Annotated in this window: 16 protein-coding genes; 11 read left to right on the forward strand and 5 right to left on the reverse strand. The window is 71.7% G+C overall.

What is annotated here, in order from left to right:
• Positions 1 to 22: 22 nt before the first annotated feature.
• Positions 23 to 1,315, reverse strand: a complete 1,293-nt coding sequence (locus OG866_RS34215) for a DUF1015 domain-containing protein (RefSeq protein ID WP_329340780.1) — start codon at positions 1,313 to 1,315, stop codon at positions 23 to 25.
• Between the two features lie 72 nt (positions 1,316 to 1,387).
• Here OG866_RS34215 and OG866_RS34220 point away from each other — a divergent pair, with 72 nt between their 5' ends.
• The 4 genes from OG866_RS34220 (at position 1,388) to OG866_RS34235 (ending at position 5,475) form a co-directional block, all read left to right on the forward strand.
• A complete protein-coding gene (locus OG866_RS34220) occupies positions 1,388 to 2,416 on the forward strand; it encodes an HAD hydrolase-like protein (RefSeq protein WP_329340782.1) in 1,029 nt (342 codons plus the stop codon).
• Positions 2,417 to 2,495: 79 nt separating this feature from the next.
• Positions 2,496 to 3,539, forward strand: coding sequence for a FecCD family ABC transporter permease (locus tag OG866_RS34225; RefSeq protein ID WP_329340783.1), 1,044 nt, complete (start codon positions 2,496 to 2,498; stop codon positions 3,537 to 3,539).
• Positions 3,536 to 4,600 (forward strand): FecCD family ABC transporter permease, encoded by a 1,065-nt coding sequence (locus OG866_RS34230; protein ID WP_329340785.1) that lies wholly within the window; start codon positions 3,536 to 3,538, stop codon positions 4,598 to 4,600. The genes OG866_RS34225 and OG866_RS34230 overlap by 4 nt, the downstream gene beginning before the upstream one ends.
• Positions 4,597 to 5,475: an ABC transporter ATP-binding protein gene (locus OG866_RS34235; RefSeq protein ID WP_329340786.1), complete on the forward strand. Its 879-nt coding sequence runs from the start codon at positions 4,597 to 4,599 to the stop codon at positions 5,473 to 5,475. Before OG866_RS34230 ends, OG866_RS34235 begins: the two co-directional genes overlap by 4 nt.
• Here the strand turns inward: OG866_RS34235 and OG866_RS34240 are convergent.
• Complete coding sequence (locus OG866_RS34240) at positions 5,459 to 5,806, reverse strand: SCP2 sterol-binding domain-containing protein (RefSeq protein ID WP_329340788.1); 348 nt, start codon at positions 5,804 to 5,806, stop codon at positions 5,459 to 5,461. The two genes, OG866_RS34235 and OG866_RS34240, sit on opposite strands and share 17 nt — an antisense overlap.
• Positions 5,807 to 5,848: 42 nt before the next feature.
• Between OG866_RS34240 and OG866_RS34245 the strand changes: the two genes are divergently transcribed.
• The 5 genes from OG866_RS34245 (at position 5,849) to OG866_RS34265 (ending at position 11,132) form a co-directional block, all read left to right on the forward strand.
• Positions 5,849 to 6,133, forward strand: a complete 285-nt coding sequence (locus tag OG866_RS34245) for a hypothetical protein (protein ID WP_329340789.1) — start codon at positions 5,849 to 5,851, stop codon at positions 6,131 to 6,133.
• A gap of 7 nt (positions 6,134 to 6,140) precedes the next feature.
• Positions 6,141 to 6,956, forward strand: a complete 816-nt coding sequence (locus OG866_RS34250) for a TlyA family RNA methyltransferase (protein ID WP_329340791.1) — start codon at positions 6,141 to 6,143, stop codon at positions 6,954 to 6,956.
• On the forward strand, positions 6,953 to 7,858 hold the full coding sequence (locus OG866_RS34255; protein WP_289918360.1) for an NAD kinase: 906 nt from the start codon (positions 6,953 to 6,955) through the stop codon (positions 7,856 to 7,858). The genes OG866_RS34250 and OG866_RS34255 overlap by 4 nt, the downstream gene beginning before the upstream one ends.
• Positions 7,859 to 8,039: 181 nt before the next feature.
• The gene (gene recN / locus OG866_RS34260; RefSeq protein WP_329344423.1) at positions 8,040 to 9,758 is read left to right on the forward strand and encodes a DNA repair protein RecN; all 1,719 of its coding nucleotides are present in this window, start codon (positions 8,040 to 8,042) and stop codon (positions 9,756 to 9,758) included.
• Positions 9,759 to 10,004: 246 nt separating this feature from the next.
• Entirely contained in the window at positions 10,005 to 11,132 is a 1,128-nt protein-coding gene (locus OG866_RS34265) for a glycosyltransferase family 4 protein (RefSeq protein WP_329340794.1), read from the forward strand.
• Between the two features lie 22 nt (positions 11,133 to 11,154).
• Here the strand turns inward: OG866_RS34265 and OG866_RS34270 are convergent, their stop codons facing one another.
• The 3 genes from OG866_RS34270 to OG866_RS34280 all read right to left on the reverse strand — a co-directional run bounded on the left by OG866_RS34270 (position 11,155) and on the right by OG866_RS34280 (position 16,278).
• Entirely contained in the window at positions 11,155 to 12,786 is a 1,632-nt protein-coding gene (locus OG866_RS34270; RefSeq protein WP_329340796.1) for a PucR family transcriptional regulator, read from the reverse strand.
• Positions 12,787 to 12,889: 103 nt separating this feature from the next.
• Positions 12,890 to 14,272 carry an FAD-binding oxidoreductase gene (locus OG866_RS34275; RefSeq protein ID WP_329340798.1) on the reverse strand — a complete coding sequence of 461 codons (1,383 nt, stop codon included), beginning with the start codon at positions 14,270 to 14,272 and terminating at the stop codon, positions 12,890 to 12,892.
• Positions 14,273 to 14,475: 203 nt separating this feature from the next.
• On the reverse strand, positions 14,476 to 16,278 hold the full coding sequence (locus OG866_RS34280; protein ID WP_329344424.1) for a glycoside hydrolase family 15 protein: 1,803 nt from the start codon (positions 16,276 to 16,278) through the stop codon (positions 14,476 to 14,478).
• 511 nt (positions 16,279 to 16,789) lie between these two features.
• On the opposite strand from OG866_RS34280, the gene OG866_RS34285 reads away from it, so the two are divergent.
• Positions 16,790 to 18,457, forward strand: coding sequence for a CTP synthase (locus tag OG866_RS34285; protein ID WP_329340800.1), 1,668 nt, complete (start codon positions 16,790 to 16,792; stop codon positions 18,455 to 18,457).
• Positions 18,458 to 18,543: 86 nt separating this feature from the next.
• Positions 18,544 to 19,170 (forward strand): NUDIX hydrolase, encoded by a 627-nt coding sequence (locus tag OG866_RS34290; protein ID WP_329340802.1) that lies wholly within the window; start codon positions 18,544 to 18,546, stop codon positions 19,168 to 19,170.
• Positions 19,171 to 19,251 lie beyond the last annotated feature (81 nt).

The following is a 19,251-nucleotide window of genomic DNA, read 5'->3' on the forward strand; positions in this document are numbered from 1 at the left end:
GGGGTCCCGCCCTTTCGCGTGTTCAGAGCTCCAGCGCGCGCAGGACCAGGCCCGACGCCGGCTTCGGGCCGAAGGACGTCGACTTGCGGGGCATCGTGACGCCCTGGCGGGCCAGGTCACGGACGACCTCCTCGCGGACCGGGTGCATGAGGACGGCCGTACCGCCGTCGCGTTCCGCCTTGCGGACCGTGGCGGCCGTGTCGTGGATGTAGGCGATGCGGGTGGGGTCGTCCTCGGGGACGCGCCAGATGTGGGCGAGAAGCGTGGCGTGCAGGACCGTCGCGTCCAGGGTGCGCCAGGCCGCCGGGCGGTCGGTGGGGATCGTGCGGGCGAGGAGGCGCGGGTCCGGGCGGTCCATGAGGTGGAAGGCGCCGTCGCCGGCGAGGAGGAAGGCGTTGCCCGCGCAGGCGGCGTCGGCCAGCACATCGAGGGCCTCGGAGAGAGGGACGTCCAGGCGTCGTACGCGGAACAGGCCGTCGAGCGAGGCCAGGGCGTCCGCCACCGGCAGGCCGTGCAGGAGGCGGTGGATGGCGCGGACGCGCAGCGGATAGCGGGCCGTGTCGACCAGGAGGACGAGGCCGTAGTCCCAGGGGCTGGGGGACGGGTGCTCGGCGCGGAGGCGGCGGTACGTCGCCCAGCGGTGGTGGCCGTCGGCGATGAGGGCCTGGTGGTGGGCGAGGTCGGACTGGATGCGGGCCAGGTCCGCGGGGTCGGTGACGGACCACAGGCGGTGGCTGTAGCCGTCCTCGGTGGTGGTGGAGAGGAGCGGTTCCTGCTCGGCCGTACGTTCGACCACGGCGGTGGTGTCGGCGGCGGTGCCGTTGCCGCGGTAGGTCAGGAGCAGGGGCTCCAGGTTCGCGGAGGTGGCGCGCATCAGGGCGGCGCGGTCGGCGACGACGTGCGGCATGACGTCCTCGTGGGGCAGCACCACCTGGTCCGCGGGGTCCGAGACGCGCAGGGCGCCGATGATGCCGCGTTGCAGCAGGCCGGCGCCGTCGCGCTGCTCGTACACGTACAGGCCCGGCACCGGGTCGGCGGTGAGGACGCCGTCGGCGAGCCAGCGGCGCAGGGTCGCGGCGGCCTGTTCGTTGCGGGCGGCGGGGGTGGTCGCCTGGGGGAGGATCAGGCGGACGATGTTGTGCGGGTCGTTGGACTGCAAGTGGAAGAGGCCGTCGGGGCGTACGACGACGTCGTACGGCGGTGACGTCACGGCGGCCAGGCTGCCGACCCGGTCGGGGTCGTAACGAAGGCCTCGGAACGGGGTGAGTTCCAGGCCCCGGCGCGCCATTGCTTCCGAGTGACCTGCGGAGTTCATCCCGGCATCGTACGTGTGTCAGTGGCGTGCGAGATGATCGGGGGAAAGCCGTCGAGCGAGGAGCGATGTGGAATGAGCCAGAGCGTCAGGACGAGGCCCGAGGGCAGTGGCCAGGCCCTGAGCGAGGCGTACGACACCGCGCTGCTCGATCTCGATGGTGTGGTGTACGCGGGTGGGAACGCGATCGTGCACGCGGTCGAGTCGCTGGCCACCGCTCGGGCCGGTGGGATGCATCTCGCCTACGTCACCAACAACGCGCTGCGGACGCCCGACACGGTGGCGGAGCATCTGACCGAGCTGGGGATACCGACCGGGGCCGATGACGTCATCACGTCCGCCCAGGCCGTCGCGCGGCTGATCAGTGAGCAGGTGCCGGCCGGTTCGAGGGTCCTCGTGATCGGCGGTGAGGGGCTGCGGGTCGCTCTGCGGGAGCGGGGGCTCGTGCCGGTGGAGTCGGCGGACGACGATCCGGCGGCGGTGGTGCAGGGGTTCGGTGGGCCGGATCTGCCGTGGTCGAGGTTCGGGGAGGCTTCGTACGCCGTCGCGCGCGGGGTGCCCTGGTTCGCGTCCAACACCGATCTGACGATCCCGAGCGGTCGGGGTATCGCGCCGGGCAACGGGGCGGCGGTGGAGGTCGTGCGGATCGCGACCGGGGCGGAGCCGCAGGTGGCGGGGAAGCCGCTGCCGCCGATGCACCGGGAGACGATCCTGCGGACCGGTGCCGCACGCCCGCTGGTGGTGGGGGACCGGCTGGACACGGACATCGAGGGGGCGTTCAACGGAGAGGTCGACTCGCTGCTCGTGCTCACCGGTGTGACGGACGGGGCGCAGCTGCTGGCCGCGCCGCCGCAGCACCGGCCGACGTATGTCGACGCCGATCTGCGGGGGCTGCTGACCGGGCAGCCGGAGGTCGTCGAGGCGGACGGTGGCTTCCGGTGCGGCGGGTGGACCGCCACGGCCGGTGGCGAGCGGCTGGAACTGGCCGGTGACGGGGAGGCGCTGGACGGGCTGCGGGCGCTGTGCGCGGCGGCCTGGACGGCGGCCGGGGACGGGACGTGCGAGCTGGACGGGGGGAAGGCGCTGGCGCGGCTGGGGCTGTGAGGCCCCGCGGCGGGTGGGCTTCCTGTGAACCCGGGCAGCGGGATCGTGGCTGGATCGGAGGGTAGGCTAACCTAACTGCGTGTTGGTCGACAGTCCTCCCGAACAGCGCGCGGAAACCGCCCCCGCGCCCCCAACCCGCCGGGCGATACGTGTCCTTGGGTTGCTCGTGTCCGTCGCGATCCTGGTGCTCGTCGCGCTGGCGAGCATCGCGATCGGGGCGAAAGAGCTGTCGCTGGGGCAGGTGTGGCACGGCCTGTTCGAGGACTCGGGGACCTACGGCGACGTCGTGGTGACCGAGCGGCTGTGGCGCACCCTGCTGGGGCTGCTGGCCGGGGCCGCGCTCGGGCTCGCCGGGGCCGTCCTCCAGGCGCTCACCCGTAATCCGCTGGCCGACCCGGGACTGCTCGGGATCAACGCGGGCGCCTCCGCGGCGGTCGTCACCGCCATGACGTACTTCGGGGTCACCAGCCTGAGCGGGTACGTGTGGTTCGCGTTCTTCGGCGCGGCCGCGGTCGGGGCGCTGGTCTGGTTCCTCGGTGGCAGTCGGGGGGCGACGCCGGTTCGGCTGGCGCTCGCCGGTACGGCGATCAGCGCCGCGCTCTACGGCTACCTCCAGGCCGTGATGATCACGGACGAGGCGGCGCTGGGCAAGATGCGCTTCTGGACCGTGGGCTCGCTGACCTCGGCGAGCGAGTCGACGATCCTTCAGGTGCTGCCGTTCCTCGCGGGCGGCACGCTCCTCGCCCTGGCGCTCGCCCGGCCGCTGAACGCCATGGAGATGGGCGACGACACGGCACGGGCCCTCGGCGCCAACCTCAACCGGACGCGAGCGCTGTCGATGCTCGCCGCCGTCGTGCTGTGCGGGGCGGCGACCGCGGCCTGCGGGCCGATCGTCTTCGTCGGGCTGATGGTGCCGCATGTCGTGCGCTCCTTCACCGGACCCGACCTGCGCTGGATCCTGCCGTACGCGGCCATCCTGTCGCCCGTGCTGCTGCTCGGCGCCGATGTCATCGGCCGGGTGGTCGCCCGGCCCTCGGAGCTTCAGGTCGGCATCGTCACCGCGATCATCGGCGGCCCGGTCTTCATCTTTCTCGTACGACGGCGGAGGACGGCACAGCTGTGAAGACCAACCGTGCCGAGCGCTCCCCTCGCGCCAACCGTGCTGTCAGGACGCCGGGCGGGCTGTCGTTCCGGCTCGACGTCCGGGCCTTTGTCGTCGTACTCCTCCTGCTGGCCGCCGCACTCGCCGCGAGCGTCGTGCTGATCGGTACCGGCGACTTCCCGATCTCGGCCGGGGACGTGCTCAAGACGCTGATGGGCGACGGGAACGCGGGGCAGGAGTTCATCGTCAACGAGCTGCGGCTGCCGCGTGTCCTCGTCGGGCTGCTGGTCGGGGCCTCACTGGGGCTCGGCGGGGCGCTGTTCCAGGCCGTGTCGCGCAACCCGCTGGGCAGTCCGGACATCCTCGGGCTCGGGCAGGGGGCGACGGCCGGGGCGCTCACCGTGATCGTGCTGTTCTCCGGAAGCGCGGGCGAGGTCACCGTCGGAGCACTGGTGGGCGGCCTTGGTGCCGGACTCGCCATCTATCTGCTCGCCTGGAAACAGGGGGTGCACGGATACCGGCTCGTCCTGGTCGGCATCGGCGTGTCCGCGATCCTCACGGCCGTCAACGGCTATCTGCTGACCAAGTCCACCATCACCGAGGCCGCCCAGGCCGTCGTCTGGATGACCGGCTCGCTCAGCGGGCGCGACTGGGAGCAGGTCTGGCCGCTGCTGTGGCTGTGCGCCGTGCTGGTCCCGCTGGTCCTCGGCAACGCGCGGGCGCTCAGGATGATGGAGATGGGCGACGACGTGTCCTACGCCCTCGGCGTGCGCGTCGAGCGGGTGCGGGCGCTGCTGATGGTGGCCGCCGTGCTGCTCACCGCGACCGCGACCGCCGCCGCGGGCCCCGTCAGCTTCGTGGCGCTCACCGCGCCGCAGCTCGCCCGGCGGCTGACCCGCTCACCCGGCCCGAACCTGCTGCCGTCGCTCTGCATGGGCGCGGCCCTGCTGGTCACGGCCGACTGGCTCTCGCAGAAGGTCTTCGGCGCCGACCAGATGCCGGTGGGTGTGGTCACCGGTGTGCTCGGCGGCGTGTATCTGCTGTGGCTGCTGGTCACCGAGCGGAAGGCGGGCCGGATATGAGCGCCGCCGACCGCATCGACCGCACCCTGAACAATCGAAGGAGCACCGTGAACCGCCTCTCCGCCGAGGACGTCACCCTCGCCTACGACCAGCGCGTCATCGCCGAGCAGCTGTCGGTGGAGATCCCCGACCACTCCTTCACGGTGATCGTCGGCCCGAACGCGTGCGGCAAGTCCACGCTGCTGCGGGCGCTGTCGCGGATGCTGAAGCCGAGTCAGGGCCGGGTGCTGCTCGACGGGCAGGTCATCCAGTCGATGCCCGCCAAGAAGGTCGCGCGGACCCTGGGGCTGCTGCCGCAGTCGTCGATCGCGCCGGACGGGATCACCGTCGGCGACCTGGTCGGCCGCGGCCGGTACCCGCACCAGGGGCTGCTGCGCCAGTGGTCGACCGAGGACGAGAGGGTCGTCCAGGAGTCGATGGCACAGACCGGCGTCGCCGAACTCGCCGACCGGTACGTGGACGAGCTCTCCGGAGGCCAGCGGCAGCGTGTGTGGATCGCGATGGCGCTCGCCCAGCAGACGCCGCTGCTGCTCCTCGACGAGCCGACGACCTATCTGGACATCCAGCACCAGATCGACGTCCTGGACCTGTGTGCCGAGCTGCACGAGGAGCAGGGGCGCACGCTGGTGGCCGTGCTGCACGACCTCAACCACGCCGCGCGCTACGCCACCCACCTGATCGCCCTCAAGGACGGCAGCGTCATCGCCGAGGGCGCGCCGAACGACATCGTCACGGCCGAGCTGGTCGAGGAGGTCTTCGGGCTGCGCTGCCAGGTGATCGACGATCCGGAGACGGGGACGCCGCTGGTGGTGCCGGCGGCGCGGAAGGCACGTGCGCGGGACGAGGCGCGCGTGGGGGCTAAAGAAGCTTCCTGAGCTGGAACAGGTCGCGGAGGCCGGCCTCCAGCTTCACCCGGCCCGAGCCCCAGGCCTTCGCGAAGTTCAGCTCGCCGTCGACCAGGGCGATCAGGTCGTCGCCGGTCATGGTCAGCCTGATCTGGGCCTTCTCCTTCGGCGGGCCTTGGAGCGTGTCGTGCACGACGATCCGGCCGCCGGTCATTCTGCCGACGAACGTGACGTCCAGGTCGGTGATCCGGCAGCTCACCGAGCGGTCCAGGGCCGCCGCTGCCGCGGCGTCCCCTTCGGCGCGCTGCATCGTGTCCGAGAGCTTTTCGAGTGCGGCGCGGCACTCCTCGATCGTGGCCATCGCGATCGACGGTACCCCAGGGCTTCGAGGTAGCGTCTGGGCATGAGCGACTCTGTGCCCGAGGCCACGGAGGCGGCGGAATCCGTTGAAGTCGAACCTGAGTACGACCCTGCCGCCCCCGCCCCCCTGAACATCCCCCGCACCCCCACCGGCAACGCCGAGGTCGACGCCCAGCTGGAGCGGCTGGCCGATGCCGACCACCTCGCCACCGACGGGCACGTCGAGGTGTACGAGGATGTACACCGGGGGCTGCGTGACGCGCTGACCGCGCTCGACGCCCGCCCGGGACCTCCGGCGCCCTCACCGTCGTATGAACACAGGAGCTGAACCGAACGTGGCAGGAGTCGCACGGCGCCGTCTGGACGCGGAGCTGGTCCGCCGGAAGCTTGCGCGGTCGCGTGAGCACGCCAGCCAGCTGATCGCGGCCGGGCGGGTCACCGTCGGCAAGACCGTGGCGACCAAGCCCGCGACGCAGGTGGAGACAGCTGCGGCGATCGTGGTGCAGAGCGACGACAACGACCCCGAGTACGTGTCCCGGGGCGGGCACAAGCTCGCGGGCGCGCTGGCGGCGTTCGTGCCGCGGGGGCTCGTCGTCGAGGGGCGGCGGGCGCTGGACGCGGGCGCGTCCACCGGCGGGTTCACCGATGTGCTGCTGCGGTCGGGGGCCGCGCACGTCGTCGCCGTGGACGTCGGTTACGGACAACTCGCGTGGAGTCTTCAGAGCGATGAACGCGTCACCGTCAAGGACCGTACGAACGTACGCGAGTTGACGCTTGAAGCGATCGATGGGGAACCTGTGGATCTTGTCGTGGGGGATCTGTCCTTCATCCCGCTCGGGCTGGTGCTGCCGGCCCTGGCGCGGTGCGTGAAGCCGGACGCCGACCTGGTGATGATGGTCAAGCCGCAGTTCGAGGTGGGGAAGGAACGGCTGGGCAGTGGGGGAGTCGTACGGAGCACGCAGCTGCGGGCGGAGGCCGTGCGGGGAGTGGCCGAGAAGGCGTGGGAACTCGGGCTCGGGGTGAACGGGGTCACGGCCAGTCCGTTGCCCGGGCCCTCGGGCAATGTCGAATACTTTCTGTGGCTGCGTGCCGGGGCGCCCGCCCTGGATCCGGCCGACGTTGACCGTGCAGTGGCGGAGGGGCCTCGTTGACACAGAACCGAGCTCGTACTGTTTTCCTGCTCGCCCACACCGGTCGGCCTGCGGCGATCCGCAGTGCCGAGCTGGTGGTGAAGGGGCTGCTGCGCGAGGGCATCGGTGTGCGGGTGCTGGAGTACGAGGCCGCGGACCTGCCGCTTCCGGAGGAAGTGGAGCTGGTCAAGGAGGCGACTCCGCAGTGCCTCGACGGGTGCGAGCTGCTGATCGTGCTGGGCGGGGACGGGACGCTGCTGCGCGGCGCCGAGTTCGCCCGGGCGTCCGGGGTGCCGATGCTGGGCGTCAATCTCGGGCGGGTGGGCTTCCTCGCCGAGGCCGAGCGGGACGACCTCGACAAGGTCGTCGACCGGGTGGTCACGAAGGCGTACGAGGTCGAGGAGCGGATGACCGTCGATGTCGTCGTGCACAGCAACGGGGACATCGTGCACACCGACTGGGCGCTGAACGAGGCGGCGGTGCAGAAGGCCGGCGCCGAGAAGCTGCTGGAAGTGGTGCTGGAGATCGACGGGCGGCCGGTCACCGGGTTCGGGTGCGACGGGATCGTGCTGTCGACGCCGACCGGGTCCACCGCTTACGCGTTCTCCGCCGGTGGGCCTGTGGTGTGGCCCGAGGTCGAGGCGTTGCTGATGGTGCCGATCAGTGCGCACGCGCTGTTCGCGAAGCCGCTCGTGACATCGCCGGATTCTGTGCTGGCTGTGGAGGTTCTGCCCCACATTCCGCCGGGCGTGCTGTGGTGTGACGGGCGGCGGACCGTGGAGCTGCCGGCCGGGGCGAGGGTCGAGGTGCGGCGGGGGGCCGTGCCGGTGCGGCTGGCCCGGCTGCACCATGCGTCCTTTACCGACCGGCTGGTGGCGAAGTTCGCGTTGCCTGTTTCCGGGTGGCGGGGGGCTCCGCACTAGAGCTCGGGTGTTCGAGGTGCGTCGGCGGGTGCGGGTGGATCGTGGTTGCTCGCGCCCGCGCGGCGGAGCCGCACATCGATACAGCCCCGCGCCCCTTCGGGGGCGCTTCCCTCGCCCGGGTGACAGGGCGCCTCGCACTCTCGCGCCCTTACCTCGTAAGGTCTTCACCGTGCTGGAAGAGATGCGGATACGGTCGCTCGGAGTCATCGACGATGCCGTCGTCGAGCTGTCGCCCGGGTTCACCGCTGTCACCGGTGAGACGGGTGCGGGCAAGACCATGGTGGTCACCAGCCTGGGGCTGCTGCTCGGTGGGCGGGCGGACCCGGCGCTCGTGCGGATCGGGGCCGAGAAGGCGGTCGTGGAGGGGCGCATCGCGCTGCCCACGGGCTCCTCGGCCGTGCTGCGGGCCGAGGAGGCCGGGGCCGAGCTCGACGACGGGGCGCTGCTGGTCAGCCGTACCGTTTCCGCCGAGGGGCGGTCCCGGGCGCACCTGGGCGGGCGGAGCGTGCCCGTGGGTGTGCTCGCGGAGCTCGCGGACGAGCTGGTCGCCGTGCACGGACAGACCGATCAACAGGGGCTGCTGAAGCTGTCGCGGCAGCGGCAGGCGCTGGACCGGTACGCCGGGGACGCCGTCGCCGTGCCGCTCGCCAAGTACGGCGAGGCCTACCGGCGGCTGCGGGCCGTCGTGGTCGAGCTCGACGAGATCACCACACGCGCGCGTGAGCGGGCCCAGGAAGCCGACATGCTGCGCTACGGGCTCGACGAGATCGCCGGTGTCGAGCCGCGCGCCGGTGAGGACGTCGAGCTGGCCGAGGAGGCCGAGCGGCTCGGGCACGCCGAGGCGCTGTCGTCCGCGGCCACGGTCGCGCATGCGGCCCTCGCCGGGAACCCCGAGGACCCCGAGGGCATCGACGCCACGACGCTGGTGGCGGGGGCCCAGCGGGCGCTGGACGCCGTACGGTCCTACGACCCCGCTCTCGCCGCGCTCGCCGACCGGATCGGGGAGATCGGCATCCTGCTGGGCGACGTGGCGGGGGAGTTGGCGGGGTACGCCGACGATCTCGACGCCGATCCCCTGCGGCTGGCGGCCGTCGAGGAGCGGCGGGCCGCGCTCACGGCGCTGACCCGGAAGTACGGCGAGGATGTCGCCGCCGTTCTGACGTGGGCCGAGCAGAGTGCCGCGCGGCTGACCGAGCTGGACGGGGACGACGAGCGGATCGGGGAGCTCACCGACGAACGGGACGCGTTGCGGGCCGAACTGGGTGGGCTGGCGCAGGCGTTGACCGACGCACGGGCGGAGGCGGCATCGCGGTTCGCCGCTGCCGTGACCGCCGAGTTGGCCTCGCTGGCCATGCCGCACGCGCGTGTCTCCTTCGACATCCGGCAGACCGAGGACGCGGAGGGCGTCGAGGTCGGCGGCCGTGCTGTCGCGTACGGCCCTTCCGGTGCCGACGAGGTCGAGCTGCTGCTCGCCCCGCACCCCGGCGCTCCGCCGCGGCCCATCGCCAAGGGGGCCTCCGGTGGTGAGCTCTCCCGCGTGATGCTCGCCGTGGAGGTCGTGTTCGCGGGGACCGATCCGGTGCCGACCTATCTCTTCGACGAGGTCGACGCCGGTGTCGGCGGCAAGGCGGCGGTCGAGATCGGGCGGCGGCTCGCCAAGCTGGCCAAGTCCGCGCAGGTCGTGGTCGTCACCCATCTGCCGCAGGTCGCCGCTTTCGCCGACCGGCAGCTGCTGGTCGAGAAGACCAACGACGGGTCCGTCACGCGGTCCGGGGTGAAGGTGCTCGAAGGGGAGGAGCGGGTACGGGAGTTGTCCCGGATGCTGGCGGGACAGGAGGACTCGGAGACGGCTCGGGCTCATGCGGAGGAGTTGTTGGCGGCGGCGAGGTCGGACGCGTAGGGCTCCGCGGCGGGGGCATTCGGGTGAGGGCCTGACTCCCCGCCCCATCTCACTCACCCATGTGAGTGACCCACCCCACCTCCACCCCGAACCCGCACACCCCGGGCGTTCCCGGAACACCCGTGCGTGCTGGCATCCTTGGGCCAGCACGCAGTACGCGTAGGAAGCGCGCGGTACACCCCTCCGCTCGACAGCTTCTGTACGTTTCCTCGTGACCGCCCGACCCGAACCAGGAGCCCCGGCCACGTGAGCAGCCACTCACCGCACGGTCAGTCACCGCTGCGCACCGTGCAGGTGCTCGGCGGCGGCAACGCCGGCAGCAGCGCGCATGTGCGGTCGCTGACGTCCGGGCTCGTCGCGAGAGGCGTGAAGGTCACCGTGTGCGCCCCCGTCGAGGCGGATCGCCTCTACGACTTCACCGGCGCCGGTGCCGAACATGTGCACGTGCCGAGAAGCAGCGACCCCGGCTCCGTGTCGGCGCTGCGGGCGGCCTGCACCGACGCCGATCTCGTCCACGCGCACGGTCTGCACGCCTCGTTCCGGGCCGTCCTCGCGCTGAGCGGGCGGACCACTCCGCTCGTCGTGACCTGGCACGACCGGGCGCACGCGGAGGGCGCGCGGGCCCATCTCGTGCGGCTGCTGGAGCGGCGGGTCGTGAAGGCCGCGTCCGTGGTGCTGGGCGCGACCTCGGCCCTCGTCGACCGGGCCCGCACCACCGGTGCCCGGGACGCGCGGCTGGCCGCCGTCGCCCTGCCCGGTGCCCGCGGGGCCGTGCGGCTGGAGGACCCCGACCGGCTGCGCCCCAAGGTGCGGGCCGAACTCGGAGCCACCGGACGGCCGTTGCTGATGGCCGTCGGCTCGCTCGACCGGCAACGCGGCTACGACACCCTGCTGGACGCCTCGCTCGCGTGGCGGGCGCTCGATCCGGTGCCGCTCGTCGTGATCGCCGGGGAGGGGGCGCTGCGGGGCGAGTTGCAGCGCCGGATCGAGGACGAGGAGCTGCCCGTCCGGCTGATCGGCCGGCGCGACGACGTCGCCGAGCTGCTCGCCGCCGCCGATCTCGCCCTGGTGTGCAGCAGCTGGGAGTCGCGTTCCCTTCTCGCCCAGGAAGCCCTCCACGCGCGCGTGCCGCTCGTCGCGACCGGCGTCGGCGGCATGCCCGAACTCGTGGGCGACGCCGCCGAACTCGTGCCGTACGGGGATGTCCAGGCGCTTGCGGACACCGTGATGCGGCTGCTCGGCGATCCCGCGCGGTGCGAGGAGCTGCGCGAGAAGGGCGTGGGGCAGGCTGCGACTTGGCCGACGGAGGACGAGACCGTCGCTCAAGTGCTCAGCGTCTACGACGAGTTGACCCAGCCGTGCCCGCTGGTCTAGGTCTGGATCCAGGTCCAGGTGTCTAGGGCACGTGCCTGCGGGCGCGCAGGGCCAGGCTCAACGCCAGCACCGTCTGCGGGTCGTCGAGGTCGGTGCCCAGCAACTCGCCGATGCGGGCGAGGCGGTTGTACAGCGTCTGGCGGTTGAGGTGGAGCTCGCGTGCCGTCTCCGCCTTGCGGCCCGCGTGGGCCAGGTAGGTCTCCAGCGTCGGCAGCAGCGGCGGCTTGGAGCGGGCGTCGTGGTCCCGTACCGGGCCGATCGCACGGTCGACGAAGGCCGCCAGGTCGGGATGGTCGCGCAGCCGCCACAGCAGCAGGTCGATGTCGAGGCGGCGGGCGTCGTACCAGGGGCGGTCCGACAGGCCCTGGGCCGCCGTCGCCGTCTCCGCCGCGTGCCGCAGCCCCGCCGAGGCCGCCGCCCAGCCGCCTGCCACGCCGACCACGACGACCGGTGGCTGGGTTCCGGGCCGCTCCATCCCGGCCCGCTCCACCCCGGCCCGCAATGCCGCCGCGACCCGGTCCGCGACCGCAGACCGCTCCGACTCCGAACGCAGGCCCAGCAGCACGAGGACACGGCCTTCCACCGGTCGTACGCCGAGCAGCACCGGAACGCCCACCGAGGCCAGCTCCTCCGACACCGCCCGGGCCAGCACCGCCCACCCGCCGCCGGGGGAGAGGGTGTCGCCGAGCCGCATCACCACCGGCAGCAGCGGGCTGGCGCCCGGCTTGAAGCCCAGCACGCGAGCCTGCGCGGGCGCGTCCTCCGCCGTGATGCGGCCCTCGGCGAGGTCGGTGAGGAAGTCGCCGCGGCCCCGCGCGGCCAGCTCCTCCTCCTGGCGGGCCTGCATCAGGACGACGGCGAGGATGCCCGCGGCCCGCTCGGCCGCCATCCGATGCACGGGCACGAGCGGGGCCCGTACGGGGAGCAGGACCAGGCGCGCCCGTACCGAACCCGTCCCCGGCCCGCCGCCGGGCACGTCCACCAGTACGGACCCGGCCGGCGGAGCGTCCTTGTGCTGGCCGCGCAGCCCCTCCCACACCTGGAGCGGGTCCGCGCCCTCCGGCCCTGCCCCGGCCGCGTACAGGAGCTGGCCGTCGGTCGTCTCCAGGAAGACGGGGTTGTCGCTGAAGTCGGCCAGGATGCCGAGCACCTGGGGCACCCCGCCGCCGCCGAGCAGGGCCTCGGTGCAGCGACGGTGGACCTCCTCGGCGCGCTGGAGGAGCGCGTAGTGGCCGTTGACGATCTCGGTGTGGATCTCCTCCGTGACCGTCACGAACGGCACCTCGCGGTGGAGTTGGACGAGGGGGAGGCCGGTCGCGCGGGCCGTGTCGACGAGGGCGGCGGGCAGGCGGGTGAAGCGGGGGCCGAGTTCGATGACGAGGGCCGCGATGCCGCGCTCGGCGAGCGTGCGGACGAACGCGCGCTGCTCGGCCGGGCGGGTGCCGAGGCCGTAGCCGGTGGTCAGCAGGAGTTCGCCGCCCTTGAGGAGGGACGCGATGTTGGGCACCTCGCCCGCGTGCACCCAGCGCACGGACCGCCCGAGCCGGTCGGCGCCCGCGAGGATCTCGGGCAGGCCGCTGCGCAGGCCGGGCAGCTCCAGAGCCCGCTGAACGGTGATGCCGGCGGTGCCCTGGCTGTCGAATCTGCTGTCCATGAGCCGGACGCTACCCGCGCGCCTGCCTCGGCGACATCTCCGGACGGTTCCGCCGACGATCACCGCGCCAAGACGCCGAAGCCGATCACGGCGGGCATGCCGATCACGTAGGTCTGATGTTGTGGTTGAAGCGGAAGACGTTGTCCGGGTCGTACCGGCGTTTCAGGGCCGCGAGTCGGTGGGCGTTCTCCGCGCCCACCCCGGCCACCACCCGCTCGTCGCCCTCGTCGCCGATGAAGTTGAGGTAGACGTCGCCGGTGCTCCACGGGCGGACGTCGGCGCGGACGTCGCGGACCCAGCGCATGCAGCGCTCGTCGTCCGCCGGGTCCTCCCACATGCCGTACGGGTGGACCGCCCACGGGGCGCTGCGGAACGGCACCGGATACTCGGCCGGGCCGGCGGCGATCGCCCCGCCCTGCGGCCACACCACGTGCTGGGTGCCCGTGCCCTCGGGCAGGGTGTCGGCGCGGGCACAGAAGACGTCCACGAAGTCGTCCGGCACACCGGTCAGATACTCGGCCGACCAGTAGTTCCGCAGCCCGGGCGGATCGTCGATCATGCACTGCACGTCCGCGTACGGCATCGTCCCGACGATCTCCGACTCGTGCGGCAGCGCCAGCAGCGGCTGGGCGACCTTGCGCAGGTCCTCCTCGCCGCCCACGTACGTCAGCAACGCGCCGCACACCAGCGTGCCGACCAGGTGCGGCGGGACGAACTCCTCGGGCGGAGCCATGAAGAACAGCACGCCGCCGGCCGCCTCGTCGGGGCCGGACTCGATGACGTCACGGTAGGTGCGCACCACCTCCCCGCCGTGCTCGGGCCGGTACAGCAGCAGCGCGATGGAGAACTCCGGCAGTTCGTGCAGCCGGAGCGTGAGCGCGGTCGCGATACCGAAGTTCCCGCCTCCGCCGTGCAGGGCCCAGAACAGCTCCGGGTGGTCGTCCGCGCTCGCGTGCACCTGACGGCCGTCGGCGGTGACCAGGTCGACGCCGAGGAGGTTGTCGACGGCGAGTCCGCACCAGCGGTCCAGCCAGCCGGTGCCGCCCCCGAGGACGAACCCGCCGACGCCGGTGGTGGAGGCCCGGCCGCCGGTGGTGGCGAGGCCGTGGGGCTGGCAGGCCCGGTCCAGGTCGCTCATCGTGGCCCCGCCAGCGATCCGTGCCGCCCGTACCGCGGGAGCGACGGTGACCGCCCGCATATGGCGCAGGTCGACGACCAGACCGCCGTCGTTCAGCGCCATCCCCGCCACACTGTGCCCGCCGCCGCGCACCGCGATCGGCAGGTCCAGGTCACGGCCGAAGCGCACGGCCCGTACGACGTCGGCCTCGTCCACGCACTGGGCGATCACCGCCGGACGCCGGTCGATCATCGCGTTGAAGACGGTACGGGCCTCGTCGTAGCCCGAGTCCCCCGGGGCGAACACATCGCCGACCAGTTGCTCGCGGAGCGCGGTGAGCGCCGCGCCCGCCTTCGATGGGGAGGCCATGAGGCGCCCCCTTCCGTGCAGGGGCAGATGGTTCCAGCGTAGGTGGGGCGGGGGCGCTGGTCCTGCCGGGGCGCGGGACGTCCCTGAATGGTCAGAAACGTTCAGGAACAGAAGCCGGTGTTTCCGCCGGACCTCGTCCGGTGCGGGCGACCGTGGCGTGCCGCGAGGCCCTGCGAGAGGCCGCGGCACGCCCGTGACGGGAATCAGCCCCCGTACGCCCCCGACGCCGTCAGCCGCAGGGCCGTGTCGATCAGCGGGACGTGGCTGAAGGCCTGCGGGAAGTTGCCGACCTGGCGCTGGTTCACCGGGTCCCACTCCTCCGCGAGCAGTCCGAGGTCGTTGCGCAGGGCGAGGAGCTTCTCGAACAGCTTGCGGGCCTCGTCGACGCGGCCGATCATCGCGAGGTCGTCCGCCATCCAGAACGAGCAGGCCAGGAAGGCGCCCTCGTCACCGGGCAGCCCGTCGACACCCTCGCTGTCGCCCTCGGTCGGGTAGCGCAGGATGAAGCCGTCCGGCGTGGACAGCTCGCGCTGGATCGCCTCGATGGTGCCGATGACCCGCTTGTCGTCCGGCGGCAGGAAGCCCATCTGCGGGATCAGCAGCAGCGAGGCGTCCAGCTCCTGGGACCCGTACGACTGGGTGAAGGTGTTGCGCTCCTTGTCGTAACCCTTCTCACACACGTCCCGGTGGATGTCGTCGCGCAGCTCGCGCCAGCGCTCCAGCGGGCCGTCCGCGTCACCGGACTCGATGAGCTTGATCGTGCGGTCCACCGCCACCCAGGCCATGACCTTGGAGTGCACGAAGTGGCGGCGCGGGCCGCGCACCTCCCAGATGCCCTCGTCCGGCTCGTCCCAGTGGTCCTCCAGGTAGCGGATGAGCTTCAGCTGGAGCAGGGACGCGTAGTCGTTACGGGCCAGCCCGGTCATATGGGCGAGGTGCAGGGCCTCGGTGACCTCGCCGTACACGTCCAGCTGGAGCTGGTGGGCCGCGCCGTTGCCGACCCGGACCGGGGCGGAGTTCTCGTAGCCCGGCAGCCAGTCCAGCTCGGCCTCGCCCAGCTCCCGCTCACCCGCGATGCCGTACATGATCTGGAGGTTCTCGGGGTCGCCGGCGACCGCGCGCAGCAGCCACTCGCGCCAGGCGCGGGCCTCCTCGCGGTACCCGGTGCGCAGCAGCGAGGACAGGGTGATGGCCGCGTCACGGAGCCAGGTGTAGCGGTAGTCCCAGTTGCGGACGCCGCCGATGTCCTCGGGGAGGGAGGTCGTCGGGGCCGCGACGATGCCGCCGGTCGGGGCGTACGTCAGGGCCTTCAGCGTGATCAGGGAGCGGACGACGGCCTCGCGGTAGGGGCCGTGGTACGTACAGTGCTCGACCCACTCGCGCCAGAAGTCCTCGGTGAGTTCCAGGGACTGCTCCGGCTCGGGCAGCGGCGGCGCGTCCTTGTGCGAGGGCTGCCAGGAGATGGTGAAGGCGATCCGGTCACCCGGGGCGACCGTGAAGTCCGAGTACGTGGTCAGCGACTTGCCGTAGGTCTCGCAGTCGGTGTCGAACCACACAGAGTCCGGGCCCGCCACGGCGACCGTACGCCCCTCGTGCTTGTGCACCCACGGCACGACCCGCCCGTACGAGAAACGCATCCTGAGGGCCGAGCGCATCGGGACGCGGCCCGAGACACCCTCCACGATCCGGATCAGCTGCGGCGCGCCGTCACGCGGCGGCATGAAGTCGGTGATCCTGACCGTGCCGCGTGGGGTGTCCCACTCGGACTCCAGGATCAGCGAGTCGCCGCGGTAGGTGCGCCGGGCCGCGGTGGGCGGCTCGGCGTCGGCGGCATGCGCGGGCCCCAGGCGCCAGAAGCCGTGCTCCTCGGTGCCCAGCAGGCCGGCGAAGATGGCATGCGAGTCGAAGCGGGGCAGGCACAGCCAGTCCACTGTGCCGTCCCGGCAGACCAGGGCGGCGGTCTGCATGTCTCCGATGAGTGCGTAGTCTTCGATGCGCCCGGCCACGTGCAACTCCAGTCGAACGGCCACGTCACCCCCTGGGGAAAAGGGGGCTGTCGCTAGTGCGGTCAAGGGGTCGTTGTTATGCGTCGTTGAGCGATGAAGCAAAGCAGTCGCTGTGCCGCTGGGCAAAACGACGATCTCTTCTCAACGAACTGACGAGCTCACGTTGTTCCGGGGGCGCACGGGCGGGGGGTGGTGCCGTGTTCCCGGCCGGGCTCGGCAGCGAATGTCCGAGCAGGATACGACGCACGTAGATGATCTGTGTGCCGCTCCGGGCAACGCGGATGGGCCGAACGGGTGAGCAGCCGGTGAGAAACCCGTGACGGGTGTGGGTCTGTGTCGGTGCGTGCGCGGAGCGTGGCCGGAAGCCATCCCCCCGAGGCGCTGATACCCTGGTAGCCCGTGGACCGGTGGTGGACAAAACCCCCGACCGCAGCGACGGCGACGCCGGGAATCTCCGGTCACAGCGCCGCCCCGCACTCCAGATCGCGACCACGGGAGCCCCCTCTTGGCCATGCCGACGCCCTCTTTTCGTTCGAGCACAGCTACGACGACCAAGCACATCTTCGTCACCGGGGGTGTCGCCTCCTCTCTGGGCAAGGGCCTGACGGCCTCCAGCCTCGGGATGCTGCTCAAGGCCCGGGGCCTGCGCGTCGTCATGCAGAAGCTCGACCCGTACCTCAACGTCGACCCGGGCACGATGAACCCCTTCCAGCACGGAGAGGTCTTCGTCACCAACGACGGCGCCGAGACCGACCTGGACATCGGACACTACGAGCGTTTCCTCGACCGTGACTTGGACGGCAGTGCCAACGTCACTACAGGCCAGGTCTACTCGACGGTCATCGCCAAGGAGCGCCGCGGCGAGTACCTGGGTGACACCGTGCAGGTCATCCCGCACATCACCAACGAGATCAAGCACCGTATCCGGCGCATGGCGACCGACGAGGTCGACGTCGTCATCACCGAGGTCGGCGGCACCGTCGGCGACATCGAGTCGCTGCCGTTCCTGGAGACGGTCCGCCAGGTCCGTCACGAGGTCGGCCGTGACAACGTCTTCGTCGTCCACATTTCCCTCCTGCCGTACATCGGCCCGTCGGGAGAGCTGAAGACGAAGCCGACCCAGCACTCGGTTGCGGCGCTTCGGAACATCGGTATCCAGCCGGACGCCATCGTGCTGCGCTGCGACCGCGAGGTCCCGACCGCGATCAAGCGCAAGATCTCCCTGATGTGCGACGTCGACGAGGCCGCGGTCGTGGCCTGCCCCGACGCCCGCTCCATCTACGACATCCCGAAGACCGTGCACGGCGAGGGCCTGGACGCCTATGTCGTCCGCAAGCTGGACCTGCCGTTCCGCGATGTGGACTGGACGACCTGGGACGACCTGCTCGACCGCGTCCACAACCCCGACCACGAGATCACCCTCGCCCTGGTCGGCAAGTACATCGACCTGCCCGACGCCTACCTCTCGGTCACCGAGGCGCTGCGCGCGGGCGGCTTCGCCAACAAGGCCCGCGTGAAGATCAAGTGGGTCACGTCCGACGACTGCAAGACCCCGGCCGGTGCCGCGGCGCAGCTCGGTGACGTGGACGGCATCTGCATCCCGGGCGGCTTCGGCGACCGCGGTGTGCTCGGCAAGGTCGGCGCGATCAAGTACGCCCGCGAGAACAAGATCCCGCTGCTCGGCCTCTGCCTGGGCCTTCAGTGCATCGTGATCGAGGCCGCGCGCAACCTGGCCGACATCCCGGACGCCAACTCCACCGAGTTCGACTCGGCGACCTCGCACCCGGTCATCTCCACCATGGCCGAGCAGCTCGACATCGTCGCCGGCGAGGGCGACATGGGCGGCACCATGCGGCTCGGCATGTACCCGGCCAAGCTGGCCGAGGGCTCGATCGTGCGCGAGGTGTACGACGGCAAGGAGTACGTCGAGGAGCGCCACCGCCACCGCTACGAGGTGAACAACGCCTACCGCGCGGAGCTGGAGAAGCAGGCGGGCATCCTGTTCTCCGGCACCTCCCCGGACGGCAAGCTCGTCGAGTACGTCGAGTACCCGCGCGACGTCCACCCGTACCTGGTCGCCACGCAGGCGCACCCGGAGCTGCGCTCGCGCCCGACCCGCCCGCACCCGCTGTTCGCCGGCCTGGTGAAGGCGTCGGTCGAGCGGAAGACCTCGAAGTAACACAACAGTTGTACGGTGGCCGGGGCGTTCGCATTCAACAGGCGGGCGCCCCGGCTTCTCTTTGAGCACGTGCGGAAGGACTGGGCATGACGATCAAGGACACCCCCGAGGAGTGGGAGATCCGGGCGACGGAGACCCCCTTCGTGGGCAACAAGACCTCCGTCCGCACCGACGACGTGGTCATGCCCGACGGCAAGGTCGTCCGCCGTGACTACCAGGTCCACCCCGGCTCGGTCGGCGTCCTCGCCCTCGACGAGGAGGGCCGCGTGCTGCTGATCAGGCAGTACCGCCACCCGGTACGCCAGAAGCTGTGGGAGATCCCGGCCGGTCTGCTCGATGTGCCGGGTGAGAACCCGCTGCACGCGGCCCAGCGCGAGCTGTACGAGGAAGCCCACGTCAAGGCCGAGGACTGGCGGGTGCTGGCCGACGTCTACACCACGGCCGGCGGCTGCGACGAGGCGGTGCGGATCTTCCTGGCCCGCGATCTTTCGGAGGCCGAGGGCGAGCGCTTCGAGGTGGAGCACGAGGAGATCGACCTGGAGTACGCGCGCGTGCCCCTCGACGAGCTCGTCCGGGGGGTCCTCGCGGGCGAGTTGCACAACAACTGCCTGGTGGTGGGCGTGCTTTCGCTGGTCGCCGCGCAGAACGGCGACGGCCTCGACGCCCTGCGCCCGGCGGACGCGCCGTGGCCGGCGCGTCCCTTCGAGTCCTGAACGCTCCTGGTGTGACCATCGGTTGATCCGATCGGGCGACCTGCCCGCCGCGCTCCACCTGGAACGTTGCAGAGGGTGAAC

This window comes from Streptomyces sp. NBC_00663 (assembly GCF_036226885.1).
Lineage (GTDB): Bacteria > Actinomycetota > Actinomycetes > Streptomycetales > Streptomycetaceae > Streptomyces.

What these genes read in the sequence shown, in the direction of transcription:
- OG866_RS34275 (WP_329340798.1), bottom strand. Translation starts at nt 14,272, where the DNA reads ATGGCCTCCCCATCGAAGGCGGGCGCGGCGCTCACCGCGCTCCGCGAG.
- OG866_RS34290 (WP_329340802.1), top strand. Translation starts at nt 18,544, where the DNA reads ATGACGATCAAGGACACCCCCGAGGAGTGGGAGATCCGGGCGACGGAG.
- OG866_RS34245 (WP_329340789.1), top strand. Translation starts at nt 5,849, where the DNA reads ATGAGCGACTCTGTGCCCGAGGCCACGGAGGCGGCGGAATCCGTTGAA.
- OG866_RS34235 (WP_329340786.1), top strand. Translation starts at nt 4,597, where the DNA reads ATGAGCGCCGCCGACCGCATCGACCGCACCCTGAACAATCGAAGGAGC.
- OG866_RS34220 (WP_329340782.1), top strand. Translation starts at nt 1,388, where the DNA reads ATGAGCCAGAGCGTCAGGACGAGGCCCGAGGGCAGTGGCCAGGCCCTG.
- OG866_RS34215 (WP_329340780.1), bottom strand. Translation starts at nt 1,315, where the DNA reads ATGAACTCCGCAGGTCACTCGGAAGCAATGGCGCGCCGGGGCCTGGAA.
- OG866_RS34270 (WP_329340796.1), bottom strand. Translation starts at nt 12,786, where the DNA reads ATGGACAGCAGATTCGACAGCCAGGGCACCGCCGGCATCACCGTTCAG.
- OG866_RS34240 (WP_329340788.1), bottom strand. Translation starts at nt 5,806, where the DNA reads ATGGCCACGATCGAGGAGTGCCGCGCCGCACTCGAAAAGCTCTCGGAC.
- OG866_RS34285 (WP_329340800.1), top strand. Translation starts at nt 16,790, where the DNA reads ATGCCGACGCCCTCTTTTCGTTCGAGCACAGCTACGACGACCAAGCAC.
- recN (WP_329344423.1), top strand. Translation starts at nt 8,040, where the DNA reads ATGCGGATACGGTCGCTCGGAGTCATCGACGATGCCGTCGTCGAGCTG.